Raw genomic sequence first — 24,805 nt, 5'->3', positions numbered from 1 at the left:
TTATTCAAAAATTCAAGATATCAATAAATTACCGATTACATAAGTTTTGTAGAGAGCCATCATGACAATTTCCATTCGCTATTTCATCACAGACGCCAATGGCAACCTGATCGACTGGTACAACCGTACTGGAGTTGCTTTATTGGACATCTTGGGCAAAGAGGCCCAAGTCTTTGGAAGCGGAGAAGCCGATGCGGTTTTTGTACAAGCCGGCGCTTCTGCCAATCTGTCTGAACTCAGCGGGGGCAATGACAAAATTTATCTCTCCGGTCAGTTAAACCACTACCAGCAAAGTATCAACCAAGAGACCGGCGTTTACATCCTCACGCGCAATGCGGGATTGCAGCCTGGACAAACCGAGGTCATCACCTTCACAGTCGGTGGTGACGATGATGTGCTTTACTTTGCCGATGGACACATCAGTCTCAATGCAGCAACAAACAACGACCTATACGACGCAAACAACAGCGAGTTCAAGCAGATCTCGCTGTCGGCTTTGCAAGCAGGTGGTACACCCAGCGAGCCTCCTGCACTCAACACACCAACCACATCTACGTCGCCTGTTAATGTCTTTGTGGACGACTCATCAGGGGTCAATGTGCCCCAGGCTCCACAAACGGGTCAGGCACTCAAGGTCTATGGCTCAGGTGCGGATGACAAAGTCTATGTGCGCAAGGGTACATCGGTAGACGCAAGTGAACTCAGCGGGGGCAATGACAAGGTTTATCTGACTGGTAAATTGTCAGACTACCATCAAAGTATTGACCAAGATACTGGCGTGTACACGCTGACTCGCACTGCAGGGCTTGATAATGGTATCGTCGAAATTGTCACCTTCACGGTTGGTGGTGAAGACGACGAGTTGTATTTCGCAGATGGACGTATCGTACTCAATGCTGCAAACAACAGCAGCATTTATGACGGTAACTTAGCGGAACCATTTAAAAAAATCACGCTGCAAGCGCTGGACGCTGGTGAAACCACCCCCGGTCTCTCCGACATCCAGGCGGTGGCCATCGACACGCCCAACACCACCAGCGGTGCAGACCTGAGCAACAGCACCCTCAACGCGGGCGACACCCTGGTCATCAGCGTGGCCATGAAAAAAGCCGTTGACGTTGCAGGCACGGGTGCGCCCAAGCTGGGTATCAACGTGGGTGGCACCACAGTCCAGGCCGACTTTGACGCCACGCTCAGTGGTGGCAGCAGCAACCTCACCACCCTCAAGTTCAAGTACGAGGTGCCTGTAAGCGCCACCACGGCACTGACGGACACCGATGGCCTCAGCATCGCTGCCAACGCCATCACGCTCGGCTCTGCGACCATCAAGCTCGCCGGCACCAGCACCGACGCCAAACTCTCCCACGCCCTCGTGGCCGACAACGCCAATTACATGGTGGACAACGTCGCCCCCACAGCCACACCAGGCAACGCAACAGCCACCTTGGTGGAAGCCGGTGGCGCTGCCAACGACACCGTAGGCACAGCCACGTCCAAAATCACCGTCACCAAGGCCGACAACAGTGGCTCCGCCGCAGTCGACTTCGACACCGCCACCATGACAGCGTCCGGCGGATGGACTGTTGACCCAGGCAATGCCAATCTCTTCACCAAAGAAGGCAGCTACGGCACAGCCACGTTCAACAAAACCACTGGAGAAGTCAGCTACGCGCTGAACAACACCAAACCCACCACTGAAGCCCTGACGGCCGCCAGCACCGGGATCACAGACCCCTTCACCATCGCTGTGATTGACAAGGCGGGCAACAAGAGCACCGCCAATGCGGTGTTTAGCATCACCGGTACGAACGACGCCGCCGTGATCAGCGGCGATGTGGCCAAGAGCCTGACCGAAAGCAACCAAGCGCTGAGCACCAGCGGCACCTTGACGGCCACCGACGTGGACGGCACAGCCAACCTGTTCCAGGCCCAGACCAATGTGGCCGGCAGCGGCGGCTACGGCAAGTTCAGCATCACCACCGGTGGCGCCTGGACCTACACCGCCGACAGCGCGCACGACGAATTTGTCAAAGACCAGCAATACACCGACAGCATCACCGTCAAAGCGGCAGACGGCACAGAGCAACTCATCACCGTCACCATCACCGGCACGAACGACGCGCCCACGGTCAGCAGCGCCATCAGCTTGGCCGGGGCCACTGAACTCAAAACCGACGCGTCAGCTCCGACCGAAGTCAACCTGCTGTCCGGAGCCAGCGATCTGGATGCAGGCGAGACAGCGACCCTGGCCGTGGCCAGCGTCACCTACAAAGTCGACGGCGCATCCACAGCCAGCGGTGGCACGGCCTTGCCTCCAGGCGTCACGCTCAGCGGCAAGACCCTGACGGTCGACCCCACCAACGCCGCCTACCAAAGCCTCTCGGCCGACCAAACCACCACCATCGTGGTCAGCTACCAGGTCAAGGACGTGAACAACGCCACGGTGGACCAAACCGCCAGCATCACCATCCGCGGCACGGGCACGGGTTACAGCGCCACATTCGCTGCCGGGCCACAGGCCACCGATGACACCAACACCACCATGGCCCTCTACAAAGCCAGCGGGCCGGATGCAGGGCAGTTGTTGGGCAACATGAGCTACGACAGCGTCGCACGCAAATACACCTTTGTGGACAAATCCGACTTCGCCGGCGTGGTCATTGCCAAAATGATCGACGGTGACAGCTCCCCGGACTACATCAACGAAGCCACCGGAAAAGCCACAGACTTTGGCGTCGGCACCGTGCTCATGTCCGTTGCCGCAGTGGACAGCAGCAGTAAAACCGTCAGCCTGAGCGTCACGCCGCTCACCACAGCAGCCGCCAACAAAATGGGCATCGCCGCCACGGCGCAAGGCATCACTGAACTGCCCACGACCCTGACCACGCAAACCGTGGTCGACACCAACAAAGCTGTGGCGCAAGCCTTCGGCATTGTGGACAGCAGCGGTGCGGCCGTCGATATTGCCCGCACAGCCGTTAAAACCACCGTCACAACCACAGGCGCGGTGGACACCACCGTGGTCAATGGCACCGACGTCGCCAGCGCCTACGGTCGCGCTCTGGCCGTCGTCGCCAATGCCGAAAAAGCCGCTGGCCTGACCACAGTGGACATGGCGCAAAACATCGCCCAAGCGCTCAAAGTCACGGTGGACACTGCGGGTGAAACCCGCACCGTCACCGGCAGCTTGACTCAGGCCGGATCGCAAACCACCGTCACACAGCAAGCCATCACCCAGGGTGTAGCGGCCACCAAAGTGGCAGGCCAAATGTTGACAGCGCAGGCCACCAGCTTCATCCAATCGACCCTGGCCATCAGCATGACGCTGACCGTGGACAGCAGCAAGCTTGCTGCTGCCCCCACCGCCACCTCCGTCAGTGCCAGCGACACTTACCTCAACGCCCAAGAATCGACCGTTGACCTCATCATCAACGGCAGTTTTGCGTCCGGCCAGACCCTGCAACTGATGAACGGCACCACCCCCGTTGCCTTTGCCGTGGGTGCAGGCACTCCAGCCACCAGCTACGCCTTCACAGGCACAGCCACGTCTGTCACCGTCACCGTGGCCCGCAGCGCATTGGCCAGCAACGCCACCACCGTGCTCAAAGCCCAGCTCAGCGCTGGCAGTGGTGCGCCCACGGTTTCCAACGACCTGCCCCTGGTCGTCGACACCACGGTGGCAGCCACCAACGCCAGACTGACGCTCGACAGCACCAACGGTCAGCAAGCGGCCTTTGCCAGCGACGGCATCACCAACAGCGCTGCCATCACCGCACCCAACAACGCAGAAAGCGGTGCCAAAGTCGAATACCGTGTGACCAAAGGCACAGGTCCGTCCGCAGTGGTCGGTGCCTGGAGCACCACCTACACCGCCCCCGTGGCCGACGGCAGCAACGACGGTGTCTACACCGTCGAACTCCGCCAGACCGACCTGGCCGGCAACATCAGCGTGCCGCAAAGCATCACCTTCACGCTCGACAGCAGCAAGCCCGCCACCCCCAACGCCACCATCACCGACAGCACCAACGGCCAGGACGCCGCGTTTGCCAACGACGGCATCACCAACACCGCCGCCGTGTCCGCACCCGGCAACGCAGAGCAGGGCGCCCGCGTCGAATACCGCATCACCAAAGGCACAGGTCCGTCCGCAGTGGTCGGTGCCTGGAGCACCACCTACACCGCCCCCCTGGCCAATGGCAGCAACGACGGCGACTACAAGGTCGAAGTCCGCCAAACCGACAGCGCCGGTAATGTGGGCGATGTGCAAACCCTGAGCTTCACGCTCGACAGCACCGCCCCGGCCGTGCCCAACGCCCGCCTGACCACCGACACCGCGCCCAACAGCGCCACCAACACCGACAGCCTGACCAGACTCGGCGCCATCACCGCGCCCACCAATGCAGAGCAGGGTGCCCGCGTCGAATACCGCATCACCAAAGACAACGGCACCCCCGGTGCCTGGACCAGCAGCTACACCGATCCTTCAGCCGGCGTGACCGACGGCAGCGCCGACGGCTTCTACAGAGTCGACGTGCGCCAGACCGACAAAGCCGGCAACGCCAGTGTGCAAACCGTCAGTTTCACGCTCGACACCCAAGCCACGTCCACGCTCAGCTTCAACGGCTTGAGCGCCAATTACAACGTCGCCCCCAACCAGGTCATTTCTGGCAGAGGCGCAGAGGCTGGTGCCACCGTGCAACTCTTCACCACGGTCGGTGCTGGCTCGCCTGTTGCTGTGGCCCAGGCCACCGCAGCGGCCGACGGCAGCTTCAACTTCACACTGCCCACCCCGGCCACAGCGGGCGCACAAACCTTCAGCCTCAGCTACACCGACCGGGCAGGCAACACCAGTGCCAGCACCAACAACGCCAGCACCCAAGTCACCTGGGGCACCACGGCCATCGACGCCGCCCCCAGCCAGCTCACCAGCCTGGCCCTGAGCGCCGCCACCGACAGCGGTGTCAGCCAGTCTGACGGCATCACCAACGTCGCTGCCGTCACCCTCACCGGCAGCGGCGCACTCAGCGGTGCCACCATCGAGATCACCGCCACGCCCAAGAACGGCACCCCGATCGTGCTCGCCGCCACCGCCACGGCCCTGGCCAACGGCACCTGGTCCTACACCCTCAACCCCCTGGGCAACTTCGGCGTCCTCACCACCGACACCACCTTCACCGTCCGCCAAAGGGCCGCTGGCGGCACCGTCTGGAGCCCCGCATCGCCCAGCTACCAGGTCGTGTTTGACAACGCCGCGCCCACACTGGTCCCCACCGTGCTGCTCAGCAGCAGCTCTGACACACTGGCCACCATCGCAGGCACCAGCGGCAGCATCACCGTCGGCAGCAACACCGACGGCATCACCTCCAGCCGCACCCTCGTGTTCGGCGGCGTCGCCGAGGCCAATGCCTATGTCGACCTGCTCGACAACAACGTCAGAGTCGCTACCGTGCAAGCCGACAGCACCGGTGCCTGGACCACCACACTCAGCAACGTGAGCGCCACCCGACACCTCTACACCGCGCGCCAATACGACGCGGCAGGCAACGCCACGGCGCTCAGCCCCGCCACCGTCGTCACGCTGGACGTGACGGCCAACGCGCCCACCGCGCCCTTGCTCGACGCCGCCAGCGACAGCGGCACGAAGGGTGACCGCATCACCGCCGTCACCACCCCAAGACTCAACGGCAGCGGGGCCGAGCCCGGTGCCACCATCCGCGTGTTTGACGGCACCAACACCACCCCCGTGGCCACCGCCACCGTGCAGGCCGACGGCACCTGGAGTGCTACCACCAGCGCCCTGAGCGTGGGCACCCGCACCCTGCGTGTGGACCAGACCGACCTGGCCGGCAACACCAGCAGCGTGTCCGCACCGCTGAGCCTAAGCATTGCCGCGCCCGTCACGGTCGCCGCGCCCTCTGCCCCCACGCTCACCGACGCGAGCGACTCCGGCACCAAAGGCGATGGCATCACCAACGCCACGGCGCTCGGCTTCACAGGCACCGGCGCGGTGGCTGGCGGCACGGTCGAGCTTTGGCAAGGCAGCAACCGTCTGGCCACGGTCAACACCAGCACGGCAGGTACATGGACCATCAATGTCACCAGCACCGCCGCCGTGCTGCCCGAGTCCAGCAGCGCTCACCAACTTAAAGCGCGCGTGCTCGATGCCCAAGGCAACCCCAGCGAGTTTTCTGGCGAGACCCCGATCACCATCAACCGTGGTACCACGATCACCGCGGTCAAGCCCAGCTACACCGTGGCTGCCTTCACACTGTTGAGTGGCGACGACACCGGTACAGGCGTGGTCAATGGCGTCAACTATGCCACCGACAACACCACCAACAAAACCACCGTCACCGTCAACGGCACCGGTGCCACAGCGGGCGACACCATCCAGGTCTTTGAAGACCTGGGTGGCGGCCTCTATATCCTCAAGGGTTCATCGAGCGTCGTAGGCAGCAATGGCAATTGGTCTGCCAGCGGCATCGCGCTCAACGCCAACGGCACCACCAAACTGGTGGCCAAGGCCATGAACGGGGCAGGCACATCCGATGCCTATTCCAGCCCTCTGACCCTCACCAACGACAACGCCGCCCCCAGCACCCCCACCGTGGACCTGGCCGCCGCCTCAGACAGCGGCGTGCAAGGCGACAACCGCACCAACAAAGGCCTGGCCGGTGACTTCATTACCCTGAACGGCACCGCCGAAGCGGGTGCGCTCATCACCATCAAAAACATTGCTGGTGCGCAAGTCAACGCCACCAACATCTACGCCGACAGCAACGGAGCCTGGTCCAGCCCACTCACCGTGGCCCTCGGCGCCAACGCCGCCAACACACTCACCGTCACCGCCACCGACAAAGCCGGCAACGCCAGCAACAACACCAGCTACACCGTCACCCACGACGGCGCGGCCCCATCGACAACATTGGCCATCACAGGTGCCTCTGTCGTCAACAGTGTCAACACCCTCAGCACCGCCTTGCTGCCCACCGTGGCGGGCACCGGGGCCGAGGCCAACGCCTTTGTCGACGTTTACTCGGGCAGCAACTTGCTGGGCACCGCCCAGGCCAACAGCGCAGGCGCATGGTCGCTGCAGCTCAGAACCCTGTCTGCCACAGGCAGCTACAGCCTGACCGCCCAGCAGCGCGACGCTGCGGGCAACGTGCAAAGTACCCCCAACAACGGCTTCACAGCATTCACCGTCAATGTGAGCGACGGCGCACCCACCGGTGGCAACCCATCGCCCATGCTGCCCAACATCGGCTTGCTGGCCGCAGACGACACCGGCACCGCAGGTGACAACGTCACCACCGTGGCCACACCGCGCTTCAGTGGCACCTTGGCCCAAGCCAACGCCACCGTGCAACTGTGGGAGGGCAGCACCCTGGTCGGCTCCACCACCGCCAACGCCAGTGGCGCGTGGACCATCACCCCCACCGCCCCGCTCAGCGCTGGCCTGCACAACCTCACGGCCGTGCAACAAGCCGCCGGGCAAACCAACAGCCCCGTGCTGGCCTACAGCCCCTACATCGCCACCAGCCTGCCAGCCCCTGTGCTGGACACAAGCGCCGGTAAGCTGTTCGGCGACAACGCCATCAGTTGGGCCGAGGCCGCTGCAGGTACCGCCACCCTGAGCGGCAGCACCGTCAACAACGCCATCGTCACCGTCACCTACACCAACGCCAATGGCGTGCAAGTGACTCAAAACGCCAGCATCACCAACGGCACCGGCACCGGCGTCGCCACCTGGGCGACCACCAGCCTCACCCCGGCCAACCTGGCCACGCTGGGCACCGGCAACATCTCTGTCAGCGTGCAACAAAGCTACGGCACAGGCGCCAGCGCCATCAGCTCGCCACCGGCCGTCACCACTGGCATCGCCGTCCAGGCGCTGCCCCAGCCCTTTGTCACCGGCGTGGGCTCGGCCTACTCCGACAGCACCATCACCTGGTCCGAAGCCGCCGCAGGCAGCGCCAACCTGAGTGGCAACAGCGTCCTCAACGGTGCCACCGTCACCGTCACTTACACCAACACCAGCAACAACGTCTCGGTCAGCCAGACCAACGGCGATGGTGTCACCGTCATCAACGGCAGCAACGGCCTGGCCACCTGGCAGGCCACGGGCCTGAGCGTGGCCAACATGGCCACCCTGGGCGCTGGCCCGCTCAGCATCACGGTCAGGCAAACCATCGCAGGTGTCAGCGCCAGCGTGGTCAAAACCGACAACGGCAGTGGCAACTTCTCGCTCGCCGCGCTCGACGCACCCGTCATCACGTCGGCCATCACGGGTGACGACACCATCTCGGCCAGCGAATACGGCACTGGCACCATCGGCGGCACCAACAGCAGCAGTGCCAGCGCCGTCACGGTGACCTTCACCAACAGCGCCACCAAAGCCGTGGTGTCTAAGTCAGCCACGGTGACCGGCGGCATCTGGTCTGTGCCCATGCTCACCGGCGCAGAAGCCCTGACCCTGGGTGCCAACAGCAGTGCAGCCACCCCTATCCAGGTGGCGGCCAGCCAAACCGTCAGCGGCATCATTTCGCCGCAAGTCGGTCGCTCCATCAGCCTCGCAGCCACTCCGGCACCCACCACTGCCATCACGGTCGACAGCACCATCACGGGTGACGCCAACAGCGACGGCGTGGTCAGCAGCAACGAAACCCCGACCTTCACCGGTGCCGCCACCACAGGTGCCAGCGTCAGTGTGGTCGTCACCAACACCGTCACCGGCGCCAGCGTCACGCTCGCTTCGGTCACGGCCAGCAACAACGCCTGGTCTGCCGCCTTGACCAGTACCCAGCGCAACACCCTGGGCGGCGACAGCCAGCCCCTGCAAGTCACCGCCACCCAAACCCTAACCAGCGGGGGCGGGGTCAGCAGTGCCAGCCGCACCTTCAGCATCGACACCGTGGCCCCGGGCACGGCGCCCACCGCCAAGCTGGCCCAGTATGAACCCAACAGCACCACAGCCGTCAGCGACAGCGGCGTGCTGGGTGACAACATCACCAACACCACCACGCCCACCGTCAGTGGCAAGGCCAACCCCAATGCCAAGGTCAATCTGTACAACAGCAGCAACACCCTGATTGGCACCGGCACCGCCAACAGCAGCGGCGACTACAGCATCAAGGTCAGCACCGCCCTGACGGGCAGCGCCACCGGTACGGCCAACGCCATCACCGTCAAGCAGGCCGATGCGGCAGGCAACGAAAGCACAGGCACGGCGCTCAGCATCACGGTGGACAACAGCGCCGGCGCATCCGCCGTGCCGGCCGCGATCAACATTTCTAACCAGACGGCCACGATCACCAACAACCAAAACAGTGGGGGCACTGTCTCCAGCTCCTGGCTTCTTTCCACAGCGGCCTACACGGCGAGTACCTTCGGCAACGTCAAGCTGCTCAGCGCGGCACTGTCTAGCTCCACATTCAGTGTCTACCAAAGCGGTTGGGGCAACCCCTTGGGCAGCCCGGCCACGAAGTCTGACCTCGGTGTTCTGGTCCCAGGCACCATCACCAACACAGGGACTGGCCAAATCACCTTCTGGGTGGCTGTTAACGACGGCGGCACCTACAAAGGCCTGCAAATCCAGGCCAACGATGTGGTTGGTGGCGGTTTCACGATCCAAGCGCTTCAAGCCAGGTACGCCAGCACATTGGCAGGCCTCCCCACCGGCAATGCCAACGGTACCACGGGCTACACCCTCTACGGCTACAACTTCAAACTGACCCAAGACCTCACCGTCCCGCAACCCACCATTTACGGCACAGGCGAAGCGGGGGCCACGGTCACGGTGACCGACAATTCCACCCCCTTGGGCACGGCCCTGGTGGATGCCAACGGCATCTGGGCCTTCAGGGCCAACACCCTCACCAGCGGTGGCCACAGCATCACCACGGTGCAAACCGACTTGGCGGGCAACACCAGCAGCCCCAGCACGGCTTACACCTTCACCACCAGCACGGCCAAGATGGGCACGCCGGTGCTGCAAACCGCCAGCGACAGCGGTGTGAAAGGCGACGGCATCACCAGCGCCACACAGCCCACCATCACCGGCACCTGCGTGACCGCAGCGGGTCAGGTGCAAATCTACAACGGCACCACCTTGCTCACCACCGTCACCGCGTCGGGCGGGGTGTGGACCTACACCCCTGCCAGTGCCATGAGCGGCAGTTACACCATCACCGCCAAAGACGTCACGGCCAACCTCACCTCGGGTGTGTTGGCCCTGACCATCGACAACACAGCCCTCGCCCCGAGCGTCACCGCCCCGGCGGCCAAGACCAATGTGGCCCCCGTGGTGGCGGGCACCAATGCCGAAGCCGGTGCCCTGATCACCCTCACCGCCACAGGGGCCGACAGCAGCGTGCAAACCTTCTACGCCGTGGCCAACGCCAGCGGTGCCTGGAGCGTGGACACCGCACTCAGCGGGGCCACTGCCACCGTCACCTTCAATGGCACGACCTACACCCCCACCAGCGCCTTGGTGACCAACAAGGTCTACACCCTTCGAGCCACCCAGACCGATGTGGCGGGCAACACCAGCCCGGTCAGCGCTCCGCAGACGATGAATTACGACACCCTGGTGTCGCCTCCCAGCATCAACGCCATCAGTGGCGACCAGCCCAACGCCTTCAACCTCAGCGGCACGGGCGAGGCCGGTGTCACGGTGCGTGTGTACGACACCACCACTGGCAGTGGTTTGGGCACCGCCGTGGTCAACAGCCAAGGCCAGTGGAGCCTGGCGGTCAGCGGCCTGAGCAACGGCCTGCACACCTTCGAGGCCGAGCAGACCGACGCGGCAGGCAACCTCAGCACACGCAGCACCGCCCAAAGCGCCAATGTGGCCACCGCCAACGTGGGCGCACCGGTGCTGTCCGTGAGCAGCGACACCGGCACGCTGGGTGACGGCATCACCAGTGCCACCACCCCGGCTTTGAGCGGCAGCGCCGCAGCATTTGCCACCGTTGAGGTGTGGGACAACTACAAAGGCAACCCCATCAAGGTGGGCACCGCCAACGCCAACGCCAACGGCTTGTGGACATTGCCCGCCACCACCACACTGGCCGAAGGCAGCCACAGCCTGGTAGCCAAAGAGGTGGACCCCGCTACCGGGGTGGCGTCTACCACACGGGTGTCCAGCGCCACCGTGCTCAACATCGACACCACCAAACCGTCTGCACCCACCGTGGTCCTCGACCCCAACAGCGACAGTGGCATCAAAGCCGACGGCATCACCAAGTTCATCGCCCCCACCGTCACCGGCCTTGCCGACAAAGGGGCCTTGGTCAACGTCTACCAAGGCGGCACTCTGCTGGGCACGGCCACGGCCAACAGTGACACCGGTGTGTGGAACTACACCCTATCTGCGCAAAGCGACGCCACCACCAGCATCACGGCCAGGCAGTTCGATGCCGCTGGCAACCTGAGCGACGCCAGTGCGGCGCTCAGCCTCAAGATCGACAGCGCCGTGGTCGCCCCCACCGTGCCCAGCACTGTTGTCATGGCTTCTGTCAGCGCCAATGGCAATGCCACAGTCGTGGGCTCGACCGGTGTCACGGTCGGCATGGGCAACGTTGACTTGCTCAAGAACTCTTTGCTGGCCGGCACGAGCACGTTCAACCTGTATCAGGGCAATGCCACCAACTTGGGTGCAGCGACGATTTTGACCAGCAGCATCGACAGTTCGGTGTCTGGCCAACTCAAGTTCTGGGTTTACAAGCTCGATGGCAGCACTTACAAAGGTGCTCAACTGCAGGCCGATAACCTGGCAGGTGGTGGCTACACCATCAAAAACATCGATGCCAAATACAGCACGTCCGCAGCCGGCCTCCCGGCAGGCACAGGCGGTGGTTCAGGCACCTACGCCAACGGGGTCGGGGGGTATGCCGTCAACGGCTACGCCCTGCAGTTTGCGCAAGACCTGACCGCGCCGCAATCCACCCTTTACGGCACCGGCGAAGCGGGTTCCACCGTCACCATTTACAACACGCCCAGCGGCCAGACCCAACAAACCTTGGGCACCGTGGTCGTCAATGCCGCTGGCTTCTGGTCTTTCCAGAGCAGCATCACCAGTGGCGCCAACAGCATCACCGCTGTGCAGACCGACATTGCGGGCAACAACAGCGGCACGAGCACGCCTTATGGCTTCACTGTCAGCGCGTCCAAGATGGGCGTGCCCATTTTGGCGGTGGCCAGCGACAGTGGCTTGAAAGGCGATGGCGTCACCAATGTCGGGCTGCCCGTGCTCACGGGCACGGCCGTCACCTCGGGTGGCCAGGTCGAGATTTACGACAACGGCGGCAAGATCGCCACGGTCACCGCCTCGGGCAACACCTGGTCGTGGACCCCTACTGCCAGCCTGGCCACAGGGGTGCACAGCATCACTGCCAAAGACGTGGCGGCCAACAGCAATGCGGGCCTCACCTCCAGTGCGCTGAGCCTGACCATCGACACCTCGGCCACGGCCCCCAGCATCAGTGCGCTGTCGGCCAACACCAAGGTGGCACCCGTGGTGGCGGGCACCGGCGCTGAAGCGCTGGCCCTGATCACCCTCACCGCCACAGCCGCCGACAGCAGCGTGCAAACCTTCTACGCCCTGGCCGATGCCAGCGGCAACTGGCGCGTGGACACCTCCATCACCAACAATGTCAGCTTCAATGGCACGTCCTACGCCAACAACGCGGCTTTGAGCGCCAACAAGGCCTACAGCCTGCGTGCCACCCAGACCGATACTGCGGGCAACACCAGCCCGGCCAGCTCGGCACGGGCGCTGAACTACGACACCTCGGTGATCGACCCGGTCATCAACACCGTTGCGTCCACGGCCGCCAGCACCCTCACACTCTCGGGCACCGGCGAAGTCGATGCCACCGTGACCGTTTTCGATGGCACGGTGATGCTGGGCACAGCCACCGTTCAGAAAAACGGCAACTGGAGTCTGGTGGTCAGCGGCCTGACCACTGGCACACACATCTTCAGTGCGCAGCAAACCGACACGGCGGGCAACATCAGCAACAAGGTCACGGCCCTGACCACGGCGGGCGGTGGGGCCACTACTGTCACCGTCAGCGCCACAGCCCTCAGCGCCCCTGTGTTGGCCGTGGGCAGCGACACCGGCTTGCTGGGTGACAACATCACCAATGCAAAGACCCCGACCCTCAGTGGCAGCGCAAGCGCCAACGCCAGCATCGAGGTGTGGGACACCTTCAACAGCGTCACCAGCAGAGTCGGCACCACCACGGCCAGCGCCACAGGCGCATGGAGCTTGACCAGCGCCAGCTTGGGCGAAGGCAGCCACAGCCTGGTGGTCAAAGAGTTGGGCCTGGACGGCAACGTCAGCCGCGCGTCTGCCAGCGCCACCACGCTCACCATCGACACCACCCCTTTGAGTGCACCGACCCTGAACCTGGCCACCGCCAGCGACAGCGGCGTCAAAGGCGACGGCATCACCCAGGTGCTGAGCCCCACCGTCACCGGTACTGCCGACAAGGGTGCCAAGGTCAACGTGTACCAAGGCAGCAACTTGCTGGGCACCACCACGGCGGACGCAATCACCGGCATCTGGAACTACACCCTGTCTGTGCAGGCCGACGCGACAAGCAGCATCACCGCCAAACAGCTCGACTTGGCAGGCAACGAAAGTGCCGCCAGCACCGCGCTCACCCTCCAGGTCGACAGCACGATTGCTGTGCCTACCGTGCCCAGCACGGTCACCCTGGCGTCTGTCGCTGCCAACGCCAACATTTCCAGCATCCCTGCCACCAGCACGCAGGTCAGTGGCATCGGCAACGTGGGCCTGCTCAACGCCGTGCTGACTGGCGGCGGCACCGGCAGCTTCACCTTGTGGCAGAACAGCAGCACCCCGGTCAGTCTGGGGGCGGGCACGGTCTATGGCATCGACAACTCGGTGCCCGGCCAACTCAGTTTCTGGGTCTATGCGACAGACGGGGGCAACATCAAGGGCGTCCAACTGCAGGCCAATGACGTGATTGGCGGTGGCTTCACCCTGAAAGCGGTCGATGCCCGATACACACCAACCAGCTCGGGTATCGCCAGCCTGCCAACGGGCAACGTGAATACCGGCTTCTACACCGTCAACGCCTACACCCTGCATCTGGCCCAAGACCTGAGCGCCCCCCAGTCCATCATTTATGGCACGGGCGAAGCAGGGGCCACCGTCACCGTGTACGACACCCCGGCAGGCGGCAGCAAAACGACCCTGGGCACGACAAAGGTCAATTTCGACGGCAAATGGAGCCTGCAAGCCAGCACCATCACCAGTGGCACCCACACCATCACCGCCGAGCAAACCGATCTGGCGAACAACATCTCGCAGGTGGGCAACGGCTACACCTTCACGGTCAACAGCGCCAAGATGAGCGTGCCGGTGCTGGCCACCAGCAGCGACAGCAGTGCCAAGGGTGACAACATCACCAATGTGAAGGCCCCCACCCTCAACGGCACCTGTGTGACGGCCAACGGCCAGGTCGAGATCTATGACTACGGCGTCAAAATCGCCACCGTCACCGCCACCGGCACCTCCTGGAGCTACACCCCCACTGCCGTCCTGAGCGATGGAGTGCACAACATCACCGCCAAAGACGTGGCAGCCAACAGCAATGCGGGCCTCACCTCCGGTGCGCTGAGCCTGACCATCGACAGCGCAGCCAATGTGCCTGTCATCAACACCTTGGCCGCTTACACCAAGGTGGCCCCTTTGGTCACTGGCACGGCAGAAGCCGGTGCCACCGTCACGCTCACGGCCACCCCGGCCAGCGGCATGGCGCAAACCTACACCGCAGTGGCCAACGCCAGCGGCGTGTGGACCATCGACACCAGCTTGGCCATTGGTGGCAGCACAGCGCTTGCAGCCAACCAGACCTACACCCTGCGTGCCACCCAAACCGACACCGCAGGCAACAACAGTGTGCTCAGCAATCCACAGACGCTGACCTACGACAACGAGGCCTTGGCCCCCACCCTCAACGCGCCGGTCAGCGCCAGCACCCAAGTGCTCAGCGGCACCGGCGAGGCGGGTGCCACCGTGCGCGTGTACGACGGCACAGCCTCTTTGGGTACCGCTGTGGTCGATGCCAACGGCAATTGGACCCTGACCGCCACTGGCCTCGCCACCGGCAGCCACAGCTTCAAGGCCGAGCAGACCGACCTGGCAGGCAACCTCAGCCCAGCCACCGATGTGCGGACCGTCAGCATCGACACCACCGCGCTCAGCGCACCCTTGGTCTCGACACCCCAAGGCCTGCGCGTGGGTTCTGTGGCGGGCAGCAGCACCAGCACGCCCATCACGGCCACCGGCGTGGCCATCAACAACACCGACGGTTCGGGCCTGAGCTTTTGGGCCAAGCTCGACGATGCCTCATTGGGCAACATCCAAACCCTGCTGTCGGTGAGCGATATTCCAGGCGGGCTCATGCTGGGCTACACCGCAGAGGGTCAGTTCTATGTTTACAACGGTTCCATCGGCTTTCAGGCCCCCAGCTCCAGCATCGCGCCCGACACCGTCTGGCACCACTACAGCCTGATGGTCAGTGCCAGCAACCAGCTCAGCGTCTACCGCGATGGCGTGCTGCTCAACAGCACCCCCTACTCAATGAGCAGCGGCACTTACACCAGTGCCACACTCACCTTGGGCTCCAGAGGCGACGGTGCCCAAGTGACCAATGGCCTGGTCAAAGGCCTGCAAGTCTGGGACGTGGCCCTCACCGCAGCCCAAGTGCAACTCAATGCACAAGGCCAAGTCACCGGGCAAGAGCTCAACCTCAAGGCCGTCTACCCGCTGCTCGTGAGCGCCGCGGCCGACACCAGCCTCAGCAGCGCCGCCAGCGCCCCGGCACTCACGGGCGTGGGCAGCAACAGCTTTGCCGCGCAGCAAACGGTCTCGGGCAGCAACACCGCCCAGTTCAACACCGACCAGCCACAACTGAGCGGCACCGCCACCCCCGGTGCCACCGTCGAAGTGTGGGACACCTACAACAGCGGCACCCCCACCAAAGTGGGCACCGCCACCGCCAAGGCCAGCGGCGTTTGGACGTGGCAACCTGCCACCGCGCAAGGGCAGGGCACGCACAGCTACGTGGTCAAAGAACTCGCCAGCGACGGCGTGACCGTGAGCCGCACCTCGGGTGCCACAGCGCTCACCATCGACACCGTGGCCCCCAACGCGCCCACGCTGGTGCTCCACACCGCCAGCGACAACGGCATCAAAGGCGACGGCATCACCAATGTGGCCACGCCCACCCTCAAGGGCACGGCAGAAAAAGGTGCCTTGGTCAACATTTACAAGGCCGGCAACACCCTGCTGGGCACCGTGAAGGCCAGCGACAGCGATGGCACATGGACCTACACCGTGGGCACCGCCCAGGCCGATGGCGTCATCAGCTTCACCGCCACCCAACGCGATGCCGCAGGCAACGAGAGTGCGGCCAGCCAGGCCGTCAGCCTGACGCTGGACACTCGCGTGGTCACACCGTCGATCAACAACTTGGCCGCCACGTCTGCGCCTGCGCCTGTGCTGGCCGGCACGGGCGAAGCCGGGGCCACCGTCACCATTTATGACAGCGCTTCGCTCAATGTCGACAAGATCATCGGCACCGCCGTGGTCAAGGCCGACGGCACCTGGAGCTTCCAGGCCACCGGCATCGCCACGGGCAGCCACACCATCACCACGGTGCAAAAAGATGTGGCAGGCAACACATCGGGCACCAGCCGCGGCTACACCTTCACGGTGGACACCACGCAATTGGGCTTGCCCACACTGGTGGCAGGCAGCGACAGCGGCGCCGCTGGCGACGGCATCACCAATGTCAGCCAACCCACTTTCACCGGCGCTGGCGCCACTGGCAACGCCAAGGTCGACATCTATGACAACGGCGTCAAGATCGGGCAAGCCACGGCCAACGTCAGCGGTGTGTGGACATTCCCCATCACCAACAACCTGCTCGGCATCAGCCACAGCATCGTGGCCAAAGAGTTGGCGGGCGACGGCAGCAACAGCGCCAACATCGCCAAAACCTCGGCGGCCCTGAGCCTGACCTTGGACACCACGGCCAACGCACCCGCCATCAACGCCCCAGCTGGCAACACCCATTTGGCCCCGGTGGTGACTGGCTCGGGGGCAGAAGCGGGTGCCAGCATCACGCTCACTGCCACATCCAAAGACGGCAGCATTGTCAAAACCTACACCACCGTGGCCAGCGCCACCGGCGCTTGGAGCATTGACACCGCCACCAACACCGGTGTCAGCAACAGCAACCTCAACACCGCGCTCACAGCCGACCAGGTCTACACCCTGCAAGCCACGCAAACCGACGCGGCGGGCAACACCAGCGTGCTCAGCAGCCCGCAAACCGTCAACTACGACACCCTGATCGTCAACCCGACCATCAACACCCTGCCTGCCAATATCGCCGGCACCGCGCTCACCCTCTCGGGCACGGGCGAGGCCGTGGCCACCGTGCGCGTGTACGACGTGGTGGGTGGCGTCAGCACCCTGGTCGGCACGACCACGGTCAACGCCCAAAAGCAATGGAGCTTCCTGATCAGCAACCTGAGCAGTGGCACCCATAGCTTCAAGGCCGAGCAGACCGACTTGGCTGGCAACCTGAGCGGCCAAACCACTGCGCAGACCAGTGCAGGCACAAGCACCGTCGCGGTGGACACCTCCGCCCTGAGCGCCCCCGTGCTGGCCGTCGGCAGCGACAGCGGCACCCCGGGCGACAACACCACCAACGCCCCCTTGCCCACCGTCGGCGGCAAAGCTCTGGCAGGCGCCAGCGTGCAGGTGTGGGACAGCTACAACGGCACCACCGCCAAGCTGCTGGCCACCGTCACTGCCGACACCAATGGCAACTGGTCTTACGCCGGTAACCTGGCCGAAGGCAGCCACAGCCTGGTGGCCAAAGAACTGGCCAGCAACGGTGTGGACGTGGCCCGCAGCTCTGACGCCACCGTGCTGAGCATCGACACCACGGCTTCTGGTTCACCCACATTGGTTTTGGACAGCGCCAGCGACACCAACGTCAAAGGCGACGGCATCACCAGCGTGCTCTCGCCCACGCTCACAGGCAAGGCAGATGCCAATGCTTGGGTCAACCTCTACAAGGGCAGCAGCTTGTTGGCCACCGTCAAGGCGGGCGAAACGGGCAATTGGACCTACACCCTGCCTGCGCAAAGCGATGGCACGAGCAGCATCACTGCCAAACAAGTCGATGCAGCGGGCAACGAAAGCGCCGCCAGCACCGCGCTCAGCCTCACGGTGGACAGTGCGGTGGCAGCGCCCGTCGTTGTCTCGCCGGGTACAGGCACCCGCTACGTCATGGTGCGCAACACCCAAAACTTTGACGCGGCCGAAGTGCAGGTCATGGCCACCGTCAATGGCACCCTGACCAATGTGGCGCGCAATGGCCTGGCCCAAGTGTTGGTGGGCCCCCAGGGCGTAATCAGCATTTATCCGGCATCGGCCCTGATCGACGGCAATACAGGCACTGTGGGGCCGAGTCAGACTGGCTCCGGTATGGCTTCTTTCTATGCAGCTGCTTACGTCGTTACGGATGCTTGGGTGCAAATTGACTTGGGTGCTTACTATGCGGTCAACAGCGTCATCCTCACGGCCCGTAATGAAACGGGTAAACAAGGTGAATTGAACGGAGGCTACGTTTTCCTGTCGCCCACCGCCATGGCCACCAGCAGCAACGCGGTGCCTCTGGCCAACTTGTTGGCTGACAACACCTTGGTCACCAAGGCCAGCATCAGCGGACTGAGTTCGACGGCCTTGACGCAGACCCATACCTTCACGCCCGCCACGGCCACCGCATTTGTGGCCGGCTCCAAGCTGGTGGGGCAGGGCGAGGCCGGTGCCACGATCACCATCTTTGACGGCACTGAAACCCTGGGCAGCGTTGTCGTCTCGGCAGCTGGCACCTGGAGCTTCCAGTCCACCGCCTTCAACAGCGGCAACCACAGCATCACCACCCGCCAGATCGACCTGGCGGGCAACATCAGTGCCACCAGCAGCGCCTACACCTTCACGGTGGACAGCGGCACCCTGGGCCTGCCCGTGCTCGACACGGCCAGCGACACTGGCCTCAAGGGCGACGGCATCACCAACACGCCCAAGCCGACCCTCAAGGGCACGGCGCTGAGCACCGGCAACGGCAGCAACAGCGTGGAGGTGTACGACAACGGCTTGCTGATCGGCACCGCCCTGATCGACAACGGTGCCAAGACCTGGAGCTTTGTGCCCGGCACCAACCTGGCCAGTGGAGCGCACAGCATCACCGTCAAAGACCTGGCTGCCAACACGGGCGCAGGCGTAACCTCCGGTGCATTGGCCTTGACCGTCGACACCAGCGCCGCTGCGCCCGTGTTCACCGTGCCGGCCAGCACCAAAGTGGCCCCGGTCATCACCGGCACAGCAGAAGCAGGTGCCAGCGTCACGCTGACCGCCACCCCCATTGGTGGCGGCACGGCCAAAACCTACACCGCTGTGGCCAACCTCAGCGGCGTGTGGACCGTGGACACGGGGGCGACCGGCGTCGGTGCAGCCGGCAACACCAACACCCCACTCGACGCCAACAAGGCCTACACCCTGCAGGCCACACAAACCGACGTGGCGGGCAACACCAGCGCCGCCAGCGCCGCGCAAACGCTCAACTTCGACAACGTGGCCTTGGCCCCTACGGTCAACACCGCTAGCGCCACGGTCTCGTCCGTGTTCGCCCTGAGCGGCACGGCCGAAGCCGGTGCCACGGTGCAGGTGTACGACAACGTGAACGGGAGCAGCATTTTGGTGGGCACCACCACCGCGGCCAGCAACGGCAACTGGGCCTTGACGGTCACCGCCCCGGCCAGCGCCACCGCGCTGCGCAACATGACGGCTGTGCAAACCGACCTGGCAGGCAACACCAGCCCTGCGGCCACATTCAACCGCACGGTCGACGCGGGCGTGCTCGGCCAGGCCCTGCTGGCCACGGCCAGCGACACCGGCACCGTGGGCGACGGCATCACCAGCGTGGGTGCACCGCAACTGACCGGCAGCAACGTGACAGCGTTCGCCACCGTGCAGGTGTTTGACACCTTTGGTGGCAGCACCACCCTCTTGGGCTCGGCCAGGGCTGATAGCCAGGGTGTGTGGACACTGGGTCTGGCCCGCCTCTTGAGCGACGGCAACCATGTTTTGCAGGTCAAAGAAGTGAGCAGCACAGGCACCGTGTTGCGCAGCTCGGCCAACAACACCGTGGTCATCGACACCCAGGCCCCTGCGGCCCTGAGCAAGCCGATGCTCGACGCCCTGAGCGACAGCGGTAGCGCCAACAACGACGGCGTGACCAACGTCTCGCAACTGGTTTACAGCGGCACCGCCGCTGAGGCCCTGGCCACCATCAAGCTCTACGCCGGCAGCACCCTGGTGGGCACCACCACTGCCGACAGCTCGGGCGCATGGCGCGTCACCACCAGCGCTCTGGGCGCAGGCAGCTACAACGTCACCGCCACGCAAACCGATGCGGCGGGCAATGTGTCAGCCGCCTCCGGCATCAGCGCGGTCACGGTGGACAGGTCCATCAACGCCCCGGCCATCACCACGAGTGGCGCGCAGGCCAGTAATCCGGTCCTGACCGGCACCACCGAGGCCCGCGCCACGGTGCAGATCAGCGTCACGGCCAGCGGCAGCAGCACCAGCAACAACTACACCGTGCAGGCCGACAGCAGCGGTGCTTGGGCATTGCCCTTGTCGCTGAACCCGGCCAACGCCACCTCCTACACCGCCGTGGTGCAGGCCACCGACGTGGCGGGCAATGTTTCGACCAGAACCACCAGCACCTTCTCGGTGGACCCAGCCTTGACCGCCACCGCACCGGCCATGCTGGCCACACCCACCCTGGGCGCAGGCCAAGACACCGGCAGCGGCGTCTATGCCAGCGACGGCATCAGCAGCATCGCCAAGCCCACGCTCAGCGGCACAGGGGCGCAAAACGGTGCCACCGTGCAGTTGTGGGCCAACGGCTCCACGCTGGTGGCCAGCACCACGGCCAACAGTTCGGGGGATTACGCCTTCAAGGCCGAAGATTACCTCCTCGGCGGTCTGGTCGGTAGCAACCAATTGCGCGTGGTGCAGCAGGTGGGCGTGGGCGAGTCTGCCAAGACTTCAGCCCCATCATTGGCCCTGGGCTGGACGGTAGACAATGCGGTTACCTTCACCACCCCCGTGTTGACGGCCAGCAGCACCGACAGCTATGGCACGGTCTACAGCACCAGCGTGGCCTCGGGCCTCAAGCCCACCCTGCGCGGCACCACCGAAGCAGGTGCCAGCGTGGCGCTGTTTGACAATGGTGTGAAGTTCACTACTGTCACAGCCGACGCCTCTGGCAACTGGAGCTACACCTACACCGGCAACACCCTGAGTGCCGGCAACCACAGCATCACCCTCCAGGTGACCGATGTGTCGGGCAATGTGTCTGGCAATGCTTCGGGCAATGTGTCTGTGCTGTACCCTGCATATGCGTTCAAGACGCTCACCGCCACACCGACCGCCCCCGTGGCTCAACTGGTGAGCGGTGGCGACTCGGGTCTCAGCGGCAGCGACGGTGTGACCAACATCAACAGACAAAGCTTCAAAGGCACGGTGAGCGTGAGCGCGGGGCAAGACGCCCCTGGCGTCAACCTGTACGACAACGGTGTGCTGCTGGGCAGCGTGCAGGCCGACAGCACGGGCGCATGGGCCTACATCGCCAGCTTGACCCCAGGCGGCCACCTGATCACTGCGCGTGCCAAAGACTTCTCGGGCAACCTGAGCAGCAGCAGCACTGTGGCCCAGTTGGTGATCGACACCACCGTCCCAGGCACCTTGGCCCAGCCCACTCTGGCCAGCGGTGAAGACACCGGCAATGTTGGCACGCCCGCCACGCTGACCGACGGCATCACCAGCAAGACCCGACCCGTGTTCAGCGGCACCGCAGAGGCGGGCGCAACCGTGGAGCTGTTCGCCAACGGCACCCTGATGGGCACGGCCCTGGCCGACGCCAGCACCGGCACCTACAGCGTCAGCCCCAGCGCTGCCCTGGCGCAGGGCGCGCACAGCATCACCGTGCAAGCGGTGGACGCCGCAGGCAACCGCAGCGCGGTCAGCACGGCCAGAGCCATCACCGTCGACAGCGTCATCGCGCCTGTCAGCTTCTTGAGCCTGGCCAGCAGCAATGTGTTCTACAGCAGCGGTGGCGAAGTGGTGACCAAAGACAGCAAGCCCACCGTGCAAGGCTTCGGCGAAGCCGGTGCCACCGTCACCGTTTACAACAACACCGGCTCTGGGGCCACGTCTGTTGGCGTCGCCAATGTGGGGCCAGATGGACGTTGGAGCCTGACCCTGGGCACCGATCTGAGTGCCAGCAACACCATCACCGCGCAGCAAACCGACCGGGCTGGCAACACCAGCGCCGCCACCGCAGCGCTGAGCGTGGCCTACAACAGCGCCGCCACATTGCCTGCCCTGAGCCTGCAAACCAGCAGCGACACCGGCACCCTGGGTGACGGCATCACCGCCCGCAGCACGCCGACCATCACCGGTAGTGGCGCAAGCGAAGGCAACACCGTCACGTTGTACAACGGCAGCACGGTGCTGGGCACCGCGGTGGCCGACGGCGCGGGCAAATGGGCCATCACGCCCACCACGCCCCTGGGCGACAACACCGTGGGCAACCCCGCCTACACCCTGACCGCCAAAAACACCAGCCTGTCTGACGTGGTGTTGGGCAGCCTCAAGGTGCTGATCGACAGCCAGGCCGACGCGCCCCTGACCGGCCTGACCTTGGCTGCCGACAGCGACAGCGGCACCCTGGGCGACCGGCTCACCAACCTGACCAGCCCGGTCATCAGCGGCGGCGGTGCCACCGCAGGCGCTACCGTGCGCCTGCTCGAAGGCACAGCCCTGCTGGGCCAGGGCGTGGCCGACAGCGCGGGCAACTGGCGCGTGCAGTCCGCCACCCTGAGCAGCGGCGCGCACAGCCTGACCGCTGTGCAGGTGGACGCGGCGGGCAATGTGTCCAACGCCTCCAGCGCCTTGACCATCAATGTGGACAACAGCGCCGCCGCCTTGAGCACGCCAACGCTCGTCAGCAGCAGCGACACCGGCCTGGTGGGCGACAACCGCACCGGCCTGAGCAGTTTCACCGTGAGTGGGCAGGGGGCCGAGGCGAATGCCCTGGTGTCTGTATCGGCCGTACAGTCATCCATGACGCGCTACGTCATGGTGCGCACACCGGCCATTGGCTTTTTTGACATCGCGGAGTTGCAGGTGATGTCGGGTGGTGTGAACGTGGCCAAGGGGGCCACGGTGCTGGTCGGGCCGCAAGGCACGTACAACACAAATTATGCCGCCGCCTTTATGGTGGACGGCTCGACAACGGGCAGCTTCTATGCTTCGGCCAACGATGTCAACAACGCCTGGGTGCAGATTGATTTGGGTGGGCTCTACAGGGTCAGCGATGTCCTGGTCACGTCCCGCACCGATGGCGGCAGCGGGGTCTCGTTGAACAACGCCTATGTGCTGTTGTCGCCCAATGCCATGGCCAGCAGCAGCAGCGCCACGCCGCTGGCCTCTTTGCTGGCCGACAGCACGGTGAAGGTCGCCCAGTTGCCCAGCAACCATTCGACCACCAGCATCACCAATACTTTGAATTTTGGTGCAGATGTGCCGAACACGGTCACGGTTCAAGCCGACGCCAACGGCAACTGGAACGCCACCCTCAGCAACATGACCGGCGCTGCTGCAGGCACTGCTTACAACCTGACGGCCACACAAACTGACGCCGCAGGCAACACCAGCGCGACCAGCGCGGCGTTGGTGTTGACGGTGGACAGTGCCGCTGCTGCACCCACCCTGAGTCTGCAGGCGGACAGCGACACAGGCAATAAGGGCGACGGCCAAACGGCCAACACCCGCCCGGTGTTCATCGGCACAGCCGAAGCCGGCGCCACGGTGAAGGTGCTGCTTGACGATGGCAACGGCGGCACCACGGTGTTGGCCACCCTGACGGCCAGCAGCACCGATGGCAGCTTCAGTTGGCAACCCACCGATGCGTTGACCCTGGGCACCTACAGGTTCATGGCACGCCAGACCGACATCGCTGGCAACACCTCGGTGCTGTCACTGCCCTTGGCCTTGAAGGTGGTCAATGACCAAGGCGTCGTGGCCATCAGCGGCACAGCCGAACCGGCCCAAACCCTGACAGCCAATGTGACCGACGATGGCTTGACCGGTGTGACCATCCACTACCAGTGGCTGGCGGATGGCGTGAACATTGATGGTGCAACCAACCAGACGCTGCTTGTAACTGGCGACATGGTGGACAAGGGGTTGACGGTCAAGGCGAACTACACCGATGCCTTGGGCGGCGTGGAGGCGATCACCAGCAGCGCGGTACCCGTGTCTGTGGTGCTGGCGCAGCCAACGGTGAGCGAAACCGTGGCGCTGACCAACACTGCCAATTCTCAGCACGCGGTCAAGGGCTTTGTGAGCAGTGGTGCCAATGCCGACAAGCTGGACTTGACCGGCTTGTTGAGTGGTTACACCAAAGGAAGCAGCAACCTGAGCGATTGGGTCCAGTCCTTCAGCGTGAACGGCGGCAGCACCACACTGACGGTCGATCTGGATGGCGCAGGCGTTGGCACCACTTCGCACACCGTGCTGTTGCAGGATGTGGACTGGACCAGCCAGACGCTGAGCCAGCTCAAGAGCAGCGGGGTGATCGTCGCCTGAACTACCCGGGACAGTGGCACTTTGCTCGCC

The 24,805-nt window shown here is 64.2% G+C and carries 1 protein-coding gene; it reads left to right on the top strand.

Translation table 11 applies throughout. The features are described from left to right. Positions 1–61: 61 nt before the first annotated feature. Entirely contained in the window at positions 62–24,775 is a 24,714-nt protein-coding gene (locus tag AEP_RS08340; protein WP_087494950.1) for an Ig-like domain-containing protein, read from the top strand. Positions 24,776–24,805: the final 30 nt, after the last annotated feature.

Source organism: Curvibacter sp. AEP1-3, from assembly GCF_002163715.1.
Classification (GTDB): Bacteria; Pseudomonadota; Gammaproteobacteria; order Burkholderiales; family Burkholderiaceae_C; genus Allorhodoferax.
The sequence above is the reverse complement of the archived record's forward strand: the minus strand, read 5'-3'. Positions and strand labels throughout refer to the sequence as shown.

Bases quoted from the DNA above. Each gene is read 5' to 3' on its own strand.
- AEP_RS08340 (WP_087494950.1), top strand. From the start codon at position 62: ATGACAATTTCCATTCGCTATTTCATCACAGACGCCAATGGCAACCTG.